The sequence below is a fragment of the Lacticaseibacillus suilingensis genome, from assembly GCF_016861845.1.
GTDB classification, from domain to species: Bacteria; Bacillota; Bacilli; order Lactobacillales; family Lactobacillaceae; genus Lacticaseibacillus; species Lacticaseibacillus suilingensis.
Window position 1 is genome coordinate 75,701 of record NZ_BOLV01000003.1, and the last position, 16,403, is coordinate 92,103.

At 53.1% G+C, this 16,403-nt stretch carries 16 protein-coding genes; 7 read left to right on the forward strand and 9 right to left on the reverse strand.

The window, feature by feature from the left end:
• Nucleotides 1–95: 95 nt before the first annotated feature.
• Nucleotides 96–827, forward strand: a complete 732-nt coding sequence (pnuC, locus tag JUF11_RS02850; RefSeq protein WP_204118231.1) for a nicotinamide riboside transporter PnuC — start codon at nt 96–98, stop codon at nt 825–827.
• Between the two features lie 28 nt (nt 828–855).
• A complete protein-coding gene (locus JUF11_RS02855) occupies nt 856–1,569 on the forward strand; it encodes a deoxynucleoside kinase (protein ID WP_204118232.1) in 714 nt (237 codons plus the stop codon).
• A gap of 258 nt (nt 1,570–1,827) precedes the next feature.
• On the opposite strand, the gene JUF11_RS02860 is transcribed toward JUF11_RS02855, so the two are convergent.
• The 9 genes from JUF11_RS02860 to rpmH all read right to left on the reverse strand — a co-directional run bounded on the left by JUF11_RS02860 (nt 1,828) and on the right by rpmH (nt 10,075).
• Nucleotides 1,828–2,487 carry an NAD(P)H-binding protein gene (locus JUF11_RS02860; protein WP_204118233.1) on the reverse strand — a complete coding sequence of 220 codons (660 nt, stop codon included), beginning with the start codon at nt 2,485–2,487 and terminating at the stop codon, nt 1,828–1,830.
• 259 nt (nt 2,488–2,746) lie between these two features.
• On the reverse strand, nt 2,747–3,421 hold the full coding sequence (locus tag JUF11_RS02865) for an NAD(P)-dependent oxidoreductase (RefSeq protein WP_204118234.1): 675 nt from the start codon (nt 3,419–3,421) through the stop codon (nt 2,747–2,749).
• A gap of 55 nt (nt 3,422–3,476) precedes the next feature.
• Complete coding sequence (locus tag JUF11_RS02870; protein WP_204118235.1) at nt 3,477–3,935, reverse strand: MerR family transcriptional regulator; 459 nt, start codon at nt 3,933–3,935, stop codon at nt 3,477–3,479.
• A gap of 126 nt (nt 3,936–4,061) precedes the next feature.
• A complete protein-coding gene (gene mnmG / locus JUF11_RS02875) occupies nt 4,062–5,963 on the reverse strand; it encodes a tRNA uridine-5-carboxymethylaminomethyl(34) synthesis enzyme MnmG (RefSeq protein WP_204118236.1) in 1,902 nt (633 codons plus the stop codon).
• Between the two features lie 11 nt (nt 5,964–5,974).
• The gene (gene mnmE / locus JUF11_RS02880) at nt 5,975–7,363 is read right to left on the reverse strand and encodes a tRNA uridine-5-carboxymethylaminomethyl(34) synthesis GTPase MnmE (RefSeq protein ID WP_204118237.1); all 1,389 of its coding nucleotides are present in this window, start codon (nt 7,361–7,363) and stop codon (nt 5,975–5,977) included.
• A 141-nt stretch (nt 7,364–7,504) separates the two neighbouring features.
• Nucleotides 7,505–8,263, reverse strand: a complete 759-nt coding sequence (jag, locus tag JUF11_RS02885; protein ID WP_204118238.1) for an RNA-binding cell elongation regulator Jag/EloR — start codon at nt 8,261–8,263, stop codon at nt 7,505–7,507.
• A 343-nt stretch (nt 8,264–8,606) separates the two neighbouring features.
• The gene (locus JUF11_RS02890; protein WP_204118239.1) at nt 8,607–9,434 is read right to left on the reverse strand and encodes a YidC/Oxa1 family membrane protein insertase; all 828 of its coding nucleotides are present in this window, start codon (nt 9,432–9,434) and stop codon (nt 8,607–8,609) included.
• A gap of 40 nt (nt 9,435–9,474) precedes the next feature.
• Nucleotides 9,475–9,834 carry a ribonuclease P protein component gene (rnpA, locus tag JUF11_RS02895; RefSeq protein WP_125580734.1) on the reverse strand — a complete coding sequence of 120 codons (360 nt, stop codon included), beginning with the start codon at nt 9,832–9,834 and terminating at the stop codon, nt 9,475–9,477.
• Nucleotides 9,835–9,934: 100 nt separating this feature from the next.
• The gene (gene rpmH / locus JUF11_RS02900) at nt 9,935–10,075 is read right to left on the reverse strand and encodes a 50S ribosomal protein L34 (RefSeq protein WP_003568442.1); all 141 of its coding nucleotides are present in this window, start codon (nt 10,073–10,075) and stop codon (nt 9,935–9,937) included.
• 599 nt (nt 10,076–10,674) lie between these two features.
• Between rpmH and dnaA the strand changes: the two genes are divergently transcribed.
• The 5 genes from dnaA to recF all read left to right on the forward strand — a co-directional run bounded on the left by dnaA (nt 10,675) and on the right by recF (nt 16,387).
• A complete protein-coding gene (gene dnaA / locus JUF11_RS02905) occupies nt 10,675–12,024 on the forward strand; it encodes a chromosomal replication initiator protein DnaA (RefSeq protein WP_204118240.1) in 1,350 nt (449 codons plus the stop codon).
• Between the two features lie 179 nt (nt 12,025–12,203).
• Complete coding sequence (gene dnaN, locus JUF11_RS02910; RefSeq protein ID WP_204118241.1) at nt 12,204–13,346, forward strand: DNA polymerase III subunit beta; 1,143 nt, start codon at nt 12,204–12,206, stop codon at nt 13,344–13,346.
• Nucleotides 13,347–13,533: 187 nt separating this feature from the next.
• Complete coding sequence (locus JUF11_RS02915) at nt 13,534–14,823, forward strand: hypothetical protein (protein ID WP_204118242.1); 1,290 nt, start codon at nt 13,534–13,536, stop codon at nt 14,821–14,823.
• Between the two features lie 236 nt (nt 14,824–15,059).
• Entirely contained in the window at nt 15,060–15,275 is a 216-nt protein-coding gene (yaaA, locus tag JUF11_RS02920; RefSeq protein ID WP_125580742.1) for a S4 domain-containing protein YaaA, read from the forward strand.
• The gene (gene recF / locus JUF11_RS02925; protein ID WP_204118243.1) at nt 15,272–16,387 is read left to right on the forward strand and encodes a DNA replication/repair protein RecF; all 1,116 of its coding nucleotides are present in this window, start codon (nt 15,272–15,274) and stop codon (nt 16,385–16,387) included. The genes yaaA and recF overlap by 4 nt, the downstream gene beginning before the upstream one ends.
• Nucleotides 16,388–16,403: the final 16 nt, after the last annotated feature.

The window sequence follows — 16,403 nt, forward strand, 5'->3', positions numbered from 1 at the left end:
AATATCCAGTATATTCAAGACTGTACATGCAATTTTACCTGCGGCATAATGGAACTCGTTCGTTTTTTGGATATTCATTGAGGGGGAATTGTCGCATGCATGTTTCAGAAAATTATGGTCATTGGTTAATCCATCAACTCAAAGGCTGGCCGCAGCAGAATTATTACCTGTTCTGGTTCGCACTGGGCTGTCAGTTGATGACCTTGGTCAATGCGCCGATCACCCCAGTCGCGGTGATTACTTTTATCGGCACCACGCTAGGCGTGCTTTGCGTCCTCGCCATTAATGCCACCAAAGCCGTGAACGGCTGGCTGGGGCTGGTGTCGGCTGCCTGCTTCATTTTCGTGGGCTTCACCGCCAAAAACTACCTGTCGATTTTTGAACAGATTGCTTATGTCCTGACCTTGGATCTGCCGGTATTGATTTCGGTGCGGTCCTGGAACGACGACACCAAAAATCATCTCAAGGCCTTCCGCTTAAAGGAATGGGTCATTGCGATCGCCGCCACGCTGGTGGTGTGGGCGCTGTCGGCGGTGTTGATTGGCCGCTTCACCAACGACCCGCGGCCGATTTATGATGGGATGGCGTTTTCAATTTCATTAACCGGCGGCATCATCTGTTTCTTGCGGTATAATAGTCAGTATTTCTGGTGGTTGTTCTCCGGTATCGCCCAGCTGATTTTGTGGGCGATCACCTTCGCGCAAGGTGATGCCAGCCTCGGCATGGCGATCAACGCTAGTATCTATGTGATCAACGATCTTTTGGCTTTCACCATCAGCCCTTGGTTCAACCGCGGGCGGCGGAAACTCGGCCTGAAGACGCTGTGAGCAACACGATTAGGAGAGAAGTAAACTTATGATTTATATCCTCGGGAGTATCGGCGCAGGCAAGACCTCGTTGACCAAAATTCTTTCAGCTGACCTCAACGCACCGGCTTATTATGAAGACGTCGAAGGCAATGGGATGATTGCCAAAATGCTGCAGAAATTCTATTCCGCCGGTGAAGACAGCCGGAAAACCACCGGGACCATTTTGCAGATTGCCTTTTTGACCTACCGTTATCAGCAGCTCAAGAAAGCCATTATGCAAGAAAATGCCATCATGGACTCCTCACTGGAATCCGATTTCGTCATGGCGACTCAGCTGCATAACAATGGCGAAATCGATGACATTGACTACAACATCTATGTGACCTTGTCGCAGGAAATGCAGTCCAACGTCAACGGTAGCCCGTGGAACGGCCTGCCAGACCTGGCGATTTACCTTAAAATCGACCCCGACCACGAAATCGATGAAATTCAAAGCCGCGGCCGCGAAATGGAAGACATTCGTCAAAAGCCAGAACTGGTGGCCTACTACAACCGCGTCAACCAAGCCTACCGCGACTGGTCTAAGGGCTACACCCGCGCCACCATGCTGACGATTGACCGTGACCACCTGGATTTCGTGAATAATCCAGAACATCGCAACATCGTGCTGGATCAGATTGAAAGTAAGCTGGTCGAACTGGGCAAACTCGCCCCAGCGCGGTACGCCGAGATTCAAACGGCCCGGCAAATCACGGCTTAATTGCCCGGGAAATAATACTTGCCAAGGACTCAATTGAAAATCCAGATGCACCCGCAACTGTTTTTTGCAGATTAATCTGACCTCGGCAGAGAACAATAAAATCAGAGAATGACGTAAACAAGGGGCATGCCAGTTAGGCATGTCCCTTGTTTCGTTTGCTGTATCGCTTGTGCCCGAGAATTAGCCATGAACGCAGCCAAGAAAAAAGCGGCCACCCTGGCTCATCTTAGTTGGAACTACCTGCCACTGATAGCTTGATTAACGATACCACCGAGGAGCCGGCCCATCAGTGTTAGGTTTGCTAATGCCAACCGAATCACCGATCATCTGATCTGGCTGGTCGATCAGCTTCACGACCAAAGCGGCGACGCTTTTGCGCGAGACCTCGGTTCCTTTGAACGGTTGGCCTTTAACCGTCAACTCGTAATCAATTTCGTCTTCGTCCTGAAACCAAGCTGGCCGGATCAGCGTGTAATCCAGCTGACTTGCTTCAACCACCTTGGTGGCATCAGCGTACGCCGTTAAGGTGTCCCCAAGCATGGCTTGATTCCAGCGCCCATATGCCCCCGGGATCTCACCATAAACGCCATTGGCAGAAATCCAGACCAAACGCGTCACGTGACTTTGGCACATTGCCGCCACGACGGATTGAGCCTGGGCCCCTAGATTCGCGCCATAAAGATTCGCATAAACTAGCGACTGACCCGTCATAATCCTGGCCAATTGCTTAGTGTCAGTGACATCAGCTTGAACAACATGGACGTTAGGATTCGATAAATCAAGATCGGCAAGCCGCTCTGGGTGACGCACTAACAGCGTCAGATTGGTGATCTGGCCACCGATTTGAGGCAACAATTGTTTAACGACGATTTTTGCAATTGAACCGTTCGCGCCGAGAATCAACGCGTTCTTTACCATTTGCTTGTCCTCCTTATGCAAAATGAATGCTAACCACACTCACTTCAATCGTGATGAATACGCCGCTGACGAGCATGACTAACCCCAATCACCCATGAGCACTGGTAGCGCTGGTAGCCATGCTAAAATGACCACGCTATGCCGCCAATATTTTGCGCTACTCGGATCGCGACTTTAGTACTCTACTACCTATAGTCCACTATAGGTCAAGTCAAACATCAAAAAACTCCCACCTTTTACCAGTGAGAGTCGGGCGGGTCTAATAGCGTTGCATTGGCCTTGGATTATTACCTGAATAAAGCGTAATCTGTTGCCCTAAAAACTGATGATTTTCAACGATATCGAGCATGCCCTTGGCGTAATCGGCGTAACTAATATAGTCATCCACCCCCTCGCTAGGATCAGCGGCGGGTAGATACTCATCGCCAGTGACCTCATAATGGCCACTAACTTTACCTGCTGGATCAAAATTATACGGTGGGGTCACATAAGTCCAGTCAACTGCTTGACTATCCTTAAGCAGCTGCAAGCCAAGGCCATGGGCGAGACAAAGATCTTGCATGTACTTGGGATAATAACGCGGGTTCTCTTGCAGTTGATGGCGATGGTTTTGATCCGTATAAAGCGTACTGGCGGCGCCTACTTTGAAGTATCGCGTCTTGGTCCCCTTCAACAATGAAATCACATGCATCAAGCCATCTGTGTGGACAGCCTCTCCCTCTGGCGACCAGGCCCCGACGGCATCAATTACGGCGTCTAAGCCGCTCATGTCATTTTTCGCGAGATCGCGGATATCTTTGACTAAGAGGTGAGTCACTTGCGGTCGCTTATGCAGGCGATGGGCAACGCCAACCACCTGGTGACCACGCCGCAGCGCTTCTTGATAGATTTTGCTGCCAGCCCGGCCGAATACACCAATAATCATTATTTTCATGATATGACCTCCGCCTTGTAGGATACATCCTAAAGTCGACTAGAGGTCAAGTGATTCAGTCCCGTTGCAGGCGCTCATATTGTTCGAAGGTCTGCTGGGAAATTTCCATGCTGTCCCCAACGAGGTGAATTCGCTCGGTGCCGGCTGCCAAAGCGGTTTGATAATACCACTGCTTAAAATGGAGATGCGCCATTGAGACTTTCAGGCTGTCAATGCGATCCTGCAACTCCCGCTCATGCGTGTTCAGGAAATCAGCTCGGGCTTGCAGGGTTTGATCACCCTCAAGGCGCCAACCTTCAAAGGTGGCACTATCCTTAATGGAAACGCCAGCGTCACGTAAATCCAAAATCATTTGCAACGTTCTAACATCATCCTCGTAAAAAACTCGCCGCCCGCCTGCATCGCGCTTTAACAAAGGTAATAATCCTTCCGCGTCATAGTAGCGAATCGCTTGAACCGTTAAACCTAAGCGCTCAGCAACTTCGCCAATACTGTATGTCACTTCGTTATCCATCCTATCAACGCCTCCCTTTACTGCGCTATGGCATCCTCTCGACCAGTCTATCTTAATCCTCTGACTTCGAAAAATCGGCCCCAGCATCGTGGTTTAGTGCGATGCTGGGGCCGGTTTGGTTGGGCGTTACGCGCCAACTTTGGCAATCTTGCCTTGTTCAATATACACAGACAAAATCGCGATATCAGCAGGGTTCACCCCGCTAATGCGGGTGGCTTGAGCCAGCGTTTGCGGCTGGATTTTGGTCAGCTTCTGGCGCGCTTCGGTGGCGAGGCCGTTAATCGCTGCGTAATCGATGCGATCCGGAATCTTCTTGGCTTCCATGCGCTGCAGGCGGGCAATACTTTGCTGCTCCTTAGCGATGTAGCCGGCGTACTTCAGGGAAATTTCGACTTCTTCGGTAATGGTATGATCCAGCGGCGTCGCCAGCGGGATGAATTGCATCAGGTCCTGATAGCTGACTTCTGGCCGCTTGAGGAAATCGCTGGCCAGCACGCCGTCCTTCAGTGGCGCCGCGTTGATTGAGGCCAGCCATTCGTTAACCTGGCCTGGCTTCAGCCGTGTCGTTTGCAAACGCTGAATTTCGGCCGCAATGGCGGCTTTTTTGGCCTCAAACTGGGCAAAGCGCTCATCTGAGATCAGGCCGAGGGCATGGCCTTTTTCCGTCAGCCGCAAGTCGGCATTATCATGCCGCAGCAGCAGGCGATATTCTGCCCGGCTCGTCAGCAGCCGATACGGCTCGTTGGTGCCCTTGGTGACCAAGTCGTCGATCAAGACCCCAATGTAGGCGTCAGAGCGGCTGAGCGTGAAGCTAGGCTTGTTTTGGGCGCGCAGAGCCGCGTTGATGCCGGCCATGATCCCTTGACCGGCGGCTTCTTCGTAGCCGCTGGTGCCGTTCATTTGCCCGGCGGTGAAAAGGTTTTTCACCACTTTAGTTTCCAACGTGGCGGTCAGCTGCCATGGCTCGATGATGTCATACTCGATGGCGTAACCGGGACGCATCAACTCGGCATGCTGCAAGCCGGCGACGCTGTGAAGCATCTTCAGCTGCACTTCTTCTGGCATTGACGTCGAGAAGTCGCCCACATAGTATTCCTCCGTGTCGCGGCCTTCTGGCTCCAAAAATAGCTGGTGGCGCGGCTTGTCGGCAAAACGCACGACTTTATCTTCAATCGACGGGCAATACCGCGGACCCACGCCTTTGATCACGCCGGAGAACATCGGCGCGCGGTCGAGGTTTTCGCGGATGATTTGGTGCGTCTGCTCATTGGTGTAGGTCATCCAGCAAGACATTTGATCTTTCAAATAAGCGGAATCTGGCGTTTCATAGGAGAACGCATGCGGCGCAACATCGCCAGGCTGCTCTTCGGTTTGATCAAAATCGATGGAATGGCCCACCACCCGCGGCGGGGTGCCGGTTTTGAAGCGGCGCAGCTTGAAGCCGAGGTGTTCAAGGTCTTCCGACAGCTTGATGGAAGGCAGCGAGTTGTTCGGGCCGCTGCTGTACATCAGCTCCCCGATGATGATTTTCCCGCGAGAAGAGGTGCCAGCTGTCAGCACCACACTCTTGGCCCGATACCGAGCCCCAGTGGCTGCCACGACGCCTACGCACACGCCATCTTCGACCAGCAGACGCTCTACCAACCCTTGGCGTAAATCCAAGTTAGGTTCAGCTTCAATGGTCGCCTTCATTGAGCGGTGGTACGCGGCTTTGTCTGCCTGGGCGCGCAGCGCGCGCACCGCGGGGCCTTTGCCGGTGTTCAGCATCCGCATCTGGATGTAAGTTTTGTCGATGTTGCGGCCCATTTCGCCGCCAAGGGCATCAATTTCGCGCACCACGATGCCTTTGGCTGGCCCGCCCAAAGACGGGTTGCAAGGCATAAAGGCCAGCATTTCTAGGCTGATGGTGATCAGCAGGGTCTTTTGCCCCATGCGCGCCGCGGCGAGGGCGGCTTCACAGCCGGCATGGCCAGCGCCGACCACCACCACATCGTAGGCGGCGGCTTCATATTCACGTACTTGTGGCATGTTTATCTCCTTTATTTTCCCAGACAAAATTGTGAAAACAGCTGCGTGATCAGCTCATCCGGCGCGGCATCCCCGGTGATTTCACCGAGTTTATCCCACGCTGCGGTCATGTCGATTTGCACCAGGTCAATCGGCATCCCCGCTTCAATGCCGGCCAGCACACTTTGCAGGCTGGCTTTGGCTTGCCGCAGCAGGCCGATTTGGCGGGAGTTGGTGACCATAACGGTGGTTTGGCTGTTTTCAATACCGCCAAAGAACAAGCTGGCGATTTGCTGATCCAGCGCTGCCACGCCTTCTGCCTTCAAAATGCTGGTGCGAATCAGCTGTTCGGCAGGCACCAAGGCGGCTAGCTGGGTTTGATCCAGCTGAGCTGGCAAGTCTTGCTTATTCAGCACCACAATCCGCTTTTTAGCGGCGGTGGCTTTGATCAGAGCTTCATCTTCGGCAGTGAGCGGCTGGCTGGCATCCAGCACCAAAATAATCAAATCCGCTTTGGTGATGGCTTGCCGCGAGCGTTCGACACCGATTTTCTCGACTTTATCGTCGGTGTCGCGAATCCCGGCGGTATCCACCAGCTTCAGCGGCACGCCGCGGACGTTGACATACTCTTCCAGCACATCGCGGGTGGTGCCTGGTACATCGGTGACAATCGCCTTGTCCTCGTGCATCATGTGATTGAGCAGTGAGGATTTGCCAACATTCGGCCGGCCGACAATCGCCGTGGCAAGCCCTTCGCGTAGCACTTTGCCTTGACTAGCGGTTTGCAGCAGCTCATCCACGCGGCTCAGCACCAGTTGCGCTTTTTCCTGGAGCATTTTGGTGGTCATTTGGTCGGTGTCGTATTCTGGGTAGTCGATGTTGACTTCCACCTGCGCCAGCACTTCCAGAATCTCTTGGCGCAAGTTGGTGATCAGTCGCCGTAAATCGCCGTCCAGCTGATCGACCGCGACTTGCATGGCGCGATCGGTTTTGGCGCGAATCAAATCCATCACCGATTCCGCCTCAGTGAGGTCAATGCGGCCGTTCAAAAAGGCGCGTTTGGTGAATTCACCTGGTTCCGCCATGCGGGCGCCGGCGCCGAGCAGCAACTGCAGCACCCGGTTGGTGGAGACAATGCCGCCGTGGCAGTTGATTTCCACCATGTCTTCGCGGGTGTAAGTCTTCGGCCCGCGCAGTACCGACACCATCACCTCGTCGACGGTTTCGCCGCTATCTGGGTCGATGATGTGCCCATAATTAATCGTATTGGTCGGTACCTTCAGCAGATTTTTGCCGTGGTACACCTTGGCCGCGGTTTGTAGCGCCGCCTCGCCGGATAAGCGGACGATTGAAATCGCCCCTTCACCAGGTGGCGTTGAAATCGCGGCAATCGTATCGTAAGCAGTGATGGTTGTTCCCAAAATAACCTACCCTTTCCAACAAAAAAAGCGCATCGCCACGACAAACCACGCCCTGAGGCTGGTCGATCGTGGACAAAGCACTTTGACTACTTTATCACCTGTTAAATTGTGCCTGTATCATACAAAACCTGACGGCAAATGTCAAAAACTGCGGTGGGAGCGCGGTGTGATCACGACATAGCGCCGCGGGTCCGTGCCTTCCGAATGGGTTTCGACATAGGCATTATCTGCCAGGGCCTGGTGAATGGCCTTGCGTTCAAACGACGGCATTGGGTCGAGGTACACCGCCGTGCCGCGGGCCACGACTTCGCGTGCCGTTTTTTCGGCCAGGCGCCGCACCGCTGTATCACGGCGTTCGCGGTAATCCCCAACGTTCAGCATGATGGTCCATTTGCTTTTACCGTAGTGATTGAACTCGGTTTGGGCCAAAAACTGAATGGCGTTGATGATTTTACCGTGCTTGCCGATCAGCAAGGCGTCTTTGGCGGTGGTCAAATCGAACCACACCTGATCGCCGCGCCGTTCGTTATCGATGGTGGCGGCTAAGCCCAGCTGATTGGTGATATCTTCCAAATAACTTTGCACCAAGGCAATCGCGGTTTGATCGTCGCGTTTGGTGCCATCACGGCGCAACGCTTCTGGCAGCGGTGGTAAAGGCGGGCGGCGCTTCGGTTTTTCTGGCTTTGGCGCGGGCACGGCTTCAGCTTCCGCGACTGCCGTGGCGACATTGCTTGGTTCATTCAGTTGCAAGTTGACAATCGCTGGCTTGCGGCCGAGGCCGAGCACGCCTTTTTTCCCTTCTTGAACCACTTCCACGCTGATCTGATCCCGACCAGCTTGCATGGCTTCCAGTCCAGTGGCGATTGCTTTTTGAATCGTAGCACCCTGGAAAGTGGGCATAAGATTCCCTCCTAGTTGTGCTTGGTGAAACGATGTGCGGCGGAGTTGCGCTCCGGTCGGCAACGTCCGAGCGATTAGCTACGCCCAAGGCCTCGAAGCCAAAGAACGGCTTCAATGCCTTGAGCTTGATCAGCCCGTAGCGCATAGCGCGTACAGGCTGACATGCGGTAGAAAGGCTACTCGTCGGACTAAGCCCGCCGACCTCCACAGCCTATTTCTAGTTGCGCTCCGTGAGGCCAACGCCTGAGCAGCTAGCTACGCACTAGCCCTCACCGCCAAAAAGCGGCGGTAATGACTAGTGCTAGGCTACCTGTCAGGCTAAAACCGGCCTCACTCCGCAGCCTTATTTCTTTAACGCTCGCTTATAAGCTTTCCGCACGGCCTTTTTGTGGTCTTTTTCGGCTTGGGCTTTTTCTTGGCGTTCGCGGCGGAGTTTGAATGGGTTTTGCAGGAAGAAGGTCTGGCCGAGTGAGAAGGCGTTGGTGACGACCCAGTAAACGGCCAGGGCACTTGGTAAGTTAATCGCGAAGAATAAGATCATCAGTGGCGATACGGCCGCCATGATCCAGTTGCTTGAGGTGCGAACCGGCTGGGCCATCGTTGAAACCACACTGGTCGCCAAGGTGAACAAGGCCGCCAGAATAGGCATGATGAAGTATGGGTCAGGTGAGCCCAGGTGGACCCACAGGAAGTCCCCGACTTTCAGGGCTGGGGTGCGCCAGATTGCCTGGTACAAGGCAATCAGGAAGGGCATCTGCACGACGATTGGCAAGCAGCCCATCACTGGGTTGACACCGGCTTCGGCGTAAACGCGCTGGGTTTCGTCCCGCAGTTTTTGCTGCGTGGCGCGGTCTTTGGCGCTGTACTGCTTTTGCAGGGCCTTGATTTCAGGCGCGACCGCCTGCTGCTTGGCCATACTCTTGATCTGCAGGTAGCTCAACGGGAAAATCAGGATCCGGATGATCAAAGTAAAGAGAATGATCCCGACCCCGGCGTTACCGCCTGAGATTTTGGCCAGCCACAGGACAAACTGCGCCGCGTTATAAATGACGTAGCGATCCCAAGGGTTCGTGCTGGCCTTGGTGACGGTTGAGGTCCCGCAGGCAGTTAAGATGACGACCAAAGCCACCAACCCGAGGGTCAGCAGCAGTCGCTTAGTTGATTTCTTCACGAATAAGTCCTCCTAGATGACAGCTCCCTGCCATCCCTATCTATATAGTAGTAACATCTTGTGAAGCCAAAACGCCGGCCAGTTTGAGGACATGCACCAAGTTGCGCTTGGTTTCAGCCATATCTAGCTGGGTGGCGTGGCGACGAGCGATCACGAGAAAGTCGGCTTGCGGGTCGAGGTCAGGTTTGAGCTCGAGCAGCGATTGCCGGATGTAGCGTTTGATTTGGTTACGCATCACCGCGGTATGGGCGACTTTTTTGCCGACCGAAATCCCCACGCGAAAGTGTTTCTGATCGCGCTGCAGGTGATAGATGACAAAATTACGGTTCGCCACGGACTCGCCGTTTTCGAACACGTCTTGGAACTCATCTTCTTTTTTAATGCGGTAAGACTTTCGCAATGATACTCCCTCACAATCTGCTTTCTAGTATACAAGACAAGCCCTGACAGCGCACGGTTTTATTGAGCAAAAAAAAACCACTGACGCGGTCAGTGGCTGTTTAGGCAGATAATACTTTACGTCCCTTAGCGCGACGACGAGCTAAAACTTTACGGCCGTTCTTGGTGCTCATGCGCTTCATGAAGCCATGAACGCGTTCGCGGTGCCGCTTTTTAGGTTGGAAAGTCCGTTTGGTGGTCATAGGAACACCTCCTATTTAGATTGCTATTTTAAAATGACGGTTTCACGCCAAATAACGAGTGCTTATTCAGACAACTTTTCATTATACGGATGACGCCTTGTCTCGTCAAGGATTACCGCAAAAAAGATACGTGAAAAGTGCAGATCGCCCTGGGAAACACTGGCCAAAATTGTCCACAAAATTGGCCAAAATGGTGGTGAACATTGTGGACAACTTGTGCACGCCAATCTGGCCATTTTGGCCAATTCACGGGTTTTCCCCTGACTTATCCGCTAATTCACACCCTGTCAGTCTAGTTATCCACAAGCAATATTTTGCCTGTGTAAAACGTGTGAAACACGCACTACAGTAGGCCTCACGTTTCACAGCCAAATGTGGATAACTGCTTAAATCCGTGGTTTGACGTGGTCTTTCCCCACCCTTGAGGACAAGTTGTCCGCAAGCTGTGGAAGCCGCTTTTGATTTGGCCGTGAAACATGTGGAAAACTCCTGAAGCTGTGGAAAACTCTGAGGTGAAATGCTAAACTGAAAAAGCGATCATGGGCTACCGCTTAGGCGGCTTACCCTTGAATTTTTAACACGTTGCGGAGGGGCTTCGGGTGCCAAATATCGATGAATTATGGGCTTATCTAGAAGAAAAATTCCGGGCAGAAATGACCCCGGTCAGCTTTACCACCTGGGTGGGGGCGGTTAAACCGCTCACGTTGACCCAAACCACCATCACGCTGGGCGTACCATCCCAGTTGCACAAAACCTATTGGGAACAAAATCTGGTCACCAAAGTCGTGGAATGGTGCTACGAGTTTGGCAATCTCGAAATCTCGCCGGTGATCAAAATCGTCGGGGAAGAGGCACCGGCCCAGCCAGTGGCCAAAAAAGCCGAGGAACCAGATCCCGGCGTCGTCCCGACCTTTAAAGAGAAAACGCACCTTAATAGTAAATACACCTTCGAAACCTTCGTCACTGGCAAAGGCAACCAAATGGCCCATGCCGCGGCGCTGGTGGTTTCGGAGGAACCTGGGGTGCTGTACAATCCGCTATTTTTGTATGGCGGGGTAGGCCTCGGCAAGACGCATTTAATGCAAGCCATCGGCCATCAGCTGCTGGAATACAACCCGCAAGCCAACGTGAAGTACGTGACTTCTGAAGCCTTTGCCAACGATTTCATCAATTCGCTGCAAACCAAAAAGCAGGAACAGTTCCGCCAAGAGTATCGGAACGTTGATCTGCTGCTGGTCGACGATATTCAGTTCTTCGGCGACAAAGAGGCGACCCAGGAAGAATTCTTCCATACCTTCAACGCCTTATATGAAAACAAAAAACAAATCGTGCTCACTTCCGATCGCTTGCCGAATGAGATTCCTAAGCTGCAAGAGCGCTTGGTGTCCCGGTTCAAATGGGGCTTATCCGTTGACGTGACGCCACCAGACTTGGAAACGCGGATTGCGATTTTACGCAACAAAGCCAACGCTGAACACCTGGTGATTCCAGATGACACCTTGTCTTACATCGCCGGGCAAATCGACTCCAACGTCCGCGAGCTGGAAGGGGCGCTGGTGCGCGTGCAGGCATACGCCACCATGGAGCACGCCGATATTACCACCAGCATGGCCGCGGAAGCCTTGAAGAGCCTGAAGCTGTCGAGCAAGGATAATGAACTGTCAATCAGCCACATTCAAGAAATCGTGGCAAAGTATTACCAGATTTCGGTCAGCGATTTGAAAGGGAAAAAGCGCGTCAAACAAATTGTGATGCCGCGGCAAATCGCCATGTATCTCGCGCGGGAAATGACGGAAAGCAGCCTGCCGAAGATTGGGCAAGAATTCGGCGGCAAGGATCACACCACGGTCATTCACGCCCACGAGAAAATCACCGAAGCGATGACGCTGGATGATAATCTCAAGGCCCAAGTCATCGAACTCAAGAACCGGTTGCACAATCGCGGCTAAATCGCCATGTGGACAACTGCTTCAAAACTTGGCCACTTGTCCGCTGACTTATCCACATGTGAACAACCACAGATTCTCGCGTTTCACTAAGTTATCCACATGACCCACAGACCCTACTACTATTACTTAAAAAGCGTATGATATAGATAACGCTTAACGCTTGGGAGGACGAAACCAAAATGAAATTCACGATCACGCGTGCTACTTTTATCAAGTCACTGAATGATGTTTCTCGGGCCATTTCAACGAAAACCACCATTCCGATTCTGACCAACCTGAAATTGGACCTGACCGACACCGCTTTGATTTTGACCGGGAGCGATGCCGACATCTCGATTGAATCTAAAATCGATGCCACCAGCGAAACCAATGATCTGCAGGTGCAATCAACCGGCAGCATCACCTTGCCTGCGCGATTCTTTAGCGAAATCGTCAAGCGCATGCCAGAAAAGACCATGACCGTGGACGTTCAGGACAACTTCCAAACCGTCATCACCAGTGGCCAATCTGAATTTAAGATCAATGGCTTGGACGCCAACAACTACCCACGCCTGCCAGAAATCGCAGCGGAAAATCCGTTGACCGTGCCAGCAGACGTCCTGCGGCAGCTGATTGCCCAAACCGTCATTGCCGTTTCGACCCAAGAAACGCGGCCGATTTTGACTGGGGTCCACATTCAGATTCAAAATGGCCAACTGATCGCAGTTGCCACAGACTCTCATCGCCTCGCCCAGCGCGTGCTGGAATTGCCTGCCGCTGCTGGCGCTGATTATGATGTCATCATCCCAGGGAAGAGCTTGATTGAACTGGGCCGGACCTTGACCGATGAGATCGAAACCGTGGAAATTCGCTTCGCGGATAATCAAGTGTTGTTTATTGCTGGCAATACGTTATTTTATTCCCGGCTACTTGAAGGCAACTACCCTGACACCAGCCGCCTGATTCCAACCAGCAGCACGACGACCATCGAATTCGATGCGCCAACCTTGCTGTCTGCGATTGGCCGGGCAAGCCTGCTGAGTCACGAAAGCGCCAATAACGTGGTGCGGTTGAACTTGAACGCCGATCAGCAAACCGCCACCATTTACGGCAATTCGCCAGATGTCGGGAATGTGGAAGAAGCGCTGCAGTTCACCAACCTGACCGGTGACAACCTGGAAATCTCCTTCAACCCTGACTACATGAAGGACGCGCTGCAAGGCGTTGGCCAAACCACCATCGAGTTGGCCTTCACCGCGCCGCTGCGGCCATTTACCTTGGTGCCTTCAGAGGATAAGACCCATTTCATCCAGTTGATCACGCCAGTGAGGACCTTCAGCTAAAAGCAATCAGCCTTAACTTGGCCACTCCTTGTGAGTGGTCTTTTTTGTTGAGGCTAAAATCGCATTTTGGCTCGTACTGTTCTGGAATAGTTATGTGCGCCTCACTACTTCTAATCTGTCTTCGGCACTTTTTCTTGCCCCGCGAAATCTCTTTTTAGTAGCGGTTCAGTTCAAAAGGAGATTTAGCATGAGAAAAAGTGTGTGGCTGTTATTAGTGCTGGCGTGGTTTGGGCTACGCGGCCGGCCGGTGCAAGCGGCCGATGATTTGTTATTTGAAAACGTCACTTGGGGTCCCACCACGGCAGGGTTTGCCTTCGCGCCACCGAGGGAAGTGTGGGCAGAACAAGGGCAAGGCGGTGACTTTGCGCTTGGCTATGCCTCTAGCTTGACGCCCAAGTTGGCCTTTGCCGTACTCGGTAACATCACGATTAGCCGCGACGAAGCAGGCGAGCTTGAACTCGTCAAGGTCAACAATTCAGGTAATGTGCAACTCTTTCGTGCACAGGCAAAGACCAGCGGCGATCAACATTACCGGGTGCAGGTCACCGTTGCGGACGCGGTCTATGAATTTCCGCTGACCGTGCACGTGATTGATAAGTTGCCGGCAGATTTGAAGCTGAATCTGGCGGGGCAGTCCTTGCTCGATTATTTGCCGCTGCAAGCTTTTCTGGTCGACAGCCAAGGCCGCAAATATCTCGCCAAGCTCACTCGCACCACCGCCAAGAATGTCTTGTTACAGCCCACGGTGCTGGTCCCCACTTGGCAAACCAATTCGAAGCTGGCAAATGAAACCATGACCTTAGCCTGGGGCGAGCACAACCAAAACAGCGGCTCATTCACCATCGTGCATCAACCGCCCCCGATCAGCTATGTACCAGGGCAGGGGCTGACACTGACGATGCCAGTTACTTTGAGTCAGCCGCAGGAGGATGGCCATGTGACCTGGACGTTGCAGAAACCGGTTGCGCAAACGGTGGCTTTCTTTACTCAGAGTCTGGCGCTTAATGCGCCGATCACTTTTACGGCGGAACAAGTGTTGCAGAGCCAAACGGTGGTGCTGTCTTTTGAATTCAGGGGTAGCAAATTCACTTATCCCGCCAGTCCGCTTCAGCCCATCATACCGCTAGCCGCCACGCCGTTATTTGGCGGCAGCGTGTCGCTCCAGACCTTGGCCACCCAAGCGGTGCGCTTGCCTGCCCTATGGCCCGCGTTACCGATTCAGGCGACGGGCAGCTGGCAATTGACCCTCACGGTAAGCAGCGATTTGCCAGTGCCGTATTATCTCAATCTGGGGCCGGCGCTCGCTAACCAGCAGGTGACGTCAAGCACCGCCGCACAGCTGGCCGGCCGGGACAATCAGATGCTTGCCTTGAGCGAAGCCGCCTTGGTGATTTTACCGACGACCAGGCTCTTGGCCGGGCGCTATGCGGTCACGATTCATTTTTTATTAGTGCGCGGACCGTCCTCTTTTCAGTAAACCTCTAATTTGGCCATTTTGCGGCGGCGATTCTTGCCTAAAACGCGAGAATGGCCTTTTTTTGCGTTTTGGGCCAAAAAGGAGGGGGACACGTATCCCAGCCTAGCCTCCGATTTAATTGGCTGATAACGCCTTTAAACGCGAAATTGGATTGAAGGCACGCCTTAAAAACGGTATAATATATAAGTAATGAATCGCGCTTTTGCGATATTTTTAGCGCCAAAGGAGGGGCTACGATGACGACGGTTCCAATTACGACCGCGTTCATCACTTTAGGGCAACTATTGAAAGATGCCGGGGTGATCGATAGCGGTGGGGCAGCGAAACATTTTCTCAGAGAAAATCGAGTGTTAGTGAATCAAACGCCGGAGGACCGGCGTGGTCGTAAGCTAGAAGCAGGAGATGTGGTGCAGCTCGAAGATGGCACAACGTTGACTGTTGAACGGGCGTGAAGCTTGAGCATCTAACCCTTCGCAATTATCGGAATTACGCGCAAGTCGACACCGACTTTTCCCCGCAGATCAATGTCTTGATCGGCGAAAACGCGCAAGGCAAAACCAATTTGCTGGAGGCGGTGTATGTGTTGGCGTTAGCACGAAGCCATCGCACCAGCAATGACAAGGAACTGATTCGCTTCGGTGAGCAATTTGCCAAGGTGTCTGGTAGTGTCAGTCGCAGCCGCGGCTTGACCCAACTGGAACTGATCATTTCGACGCAAGGCAAACGCGCCCGGGTCAACCGCATCGAGCAGCCGAAACTATCGCAATACTTAGGTCAGTTCAACGTGGTGCTGTTTGCGCCAGAGGATCTGGCGATTGTCAAAGGCAGCCCGGCGAACCGGCGGCGCTTCATCGACATGGAGTTCGGCCAGATGAGCGGGAAATACCTGTACAACTTGACCCAGTATCGGGTGATGCTGAAGCAGCGTAATGCCTACCTCAAGCAGTTGAAGTTTCATCAGGCGAAAGACATGGTTTACCTCGATGTCTTATCCGATCAGCTGGCGGCCTATGGTGCCGAAATCGTGGCGGCGCGGGAAACGCTGCTTCAGCAAATGGCCGGCTTTGCCGCGACCATTCATCAAGACATTACCAAGGGCAAGGAAACCTTGACCTTTGCGTATCAAACCCAGGTGCCGGAAAAAGCCCGTGGTAGCGTCGAGGAGGCGTATCACGCCTTTGAGCAGCTGTTTGGCGAGCATCGCCGCCGCGAAGTCGAGCAAGGCACCACTTTGGTGGGACCGCACCGCGATGATGTGGCGTTTATCGTTAACGATAAAAACGTGGCGAATTTTGGTAGCCAAGGCCAGCAGCGCACCACGGCCTTGGCCGTCAAGCTCGCAGAAATCGACTTGATGAAGGCGCAAACCGGTGAGTATCCGGTGCTACTGCTGGATGATGTGCTTTCTGAGCTGGATGATATGCGCCAGACCCATCTGCTGAAGGCCATTCAAAACAAAGTCCAAACGTTTTTAACCACCACCAGTTTGGATGGTATTGCCCAGGAAATAATCGAGACCCCTGCGGTCTTTCACGTGAATAACGGGGTGCTAGCGGCCGATTAGGCGCCGCCCGTAAGGA

Bases quoted from the DNA above. Each gene is read 5' to 3' on its own strand.
- JUF11_RS02870 (WP_204118235.1), bottom strand. From the start codon at position 3,935: ATGGATAACGAAGTGACATACAGTATTGGCGAAGTTGCTGAGCGCTTA.
- rpmH (WP_003568442.1), bottom strand. From the start codon at position 10,075: ATGACCACCAAACGGACTTTCCAACCTAAAAAGCGGCACCGCGAACGC.
- jag (WP_204118238.1), bottom strand. From the start codon at position 8,263: ATGCCCACTTTCCAGGGTGCTACGATTCAAAAAGCAATCGCCACTGGA.
- yaaA (WP_125580742.1), top strand. From the start codon at position 15,060: ATGACGACGGTTCCAATTACGACCGCGTTCATCACTTTAGGGCAACTA.
- dnaN (WP_204118241.1), top strand. From the start codon at position 12,204: ATGAAATTCACGATCACGCGTGCTACTTTTATCAAGTCACTGAATGAT.
- mnmG (WP_204118236.1), bottom strand. From the start codon at position 5,963: ATGCCACAAGTACGTGAATATGAAGCCGCCGCCTACGATGTGGTGGTG.
- JUF11_RS02865 (WP_204118234.1), bottom strand. From the start codon at position 3,421: ATGAAAATAATGATTATTGGTGTATTCGGCCGGGCTGGCAGCAAAATC.
- pnuC (WP_204118231.1), top strand. From the start codon at position 96: ATGCATGTTTCAGAAAATTATGGTCATTGGTTAATCCATCAACTCAAA.
- JUF11_RS02860 (WP_204118233.1), bottom strand. From the start codon at position 2,487: ATGGTAAAGAACGCGTTGATTCTCGGCGCGAACGGTTCAATTGCAAAA.
- JUF11_RS02915 (WP_204118242.1), top strand. From the start codon at position 13,534: ATGAGAAAAAGTGTGTGGCTGTTATTAGTGCTGGCGTGGTTTGGGCTA.
- JUF11_RS02855 (WP_204118232.1), top strand. From the start codon at position 856: ATGATTTATATCCTCGGGAGTATCGGCGCAGGCAAGACCTCGTTGACC.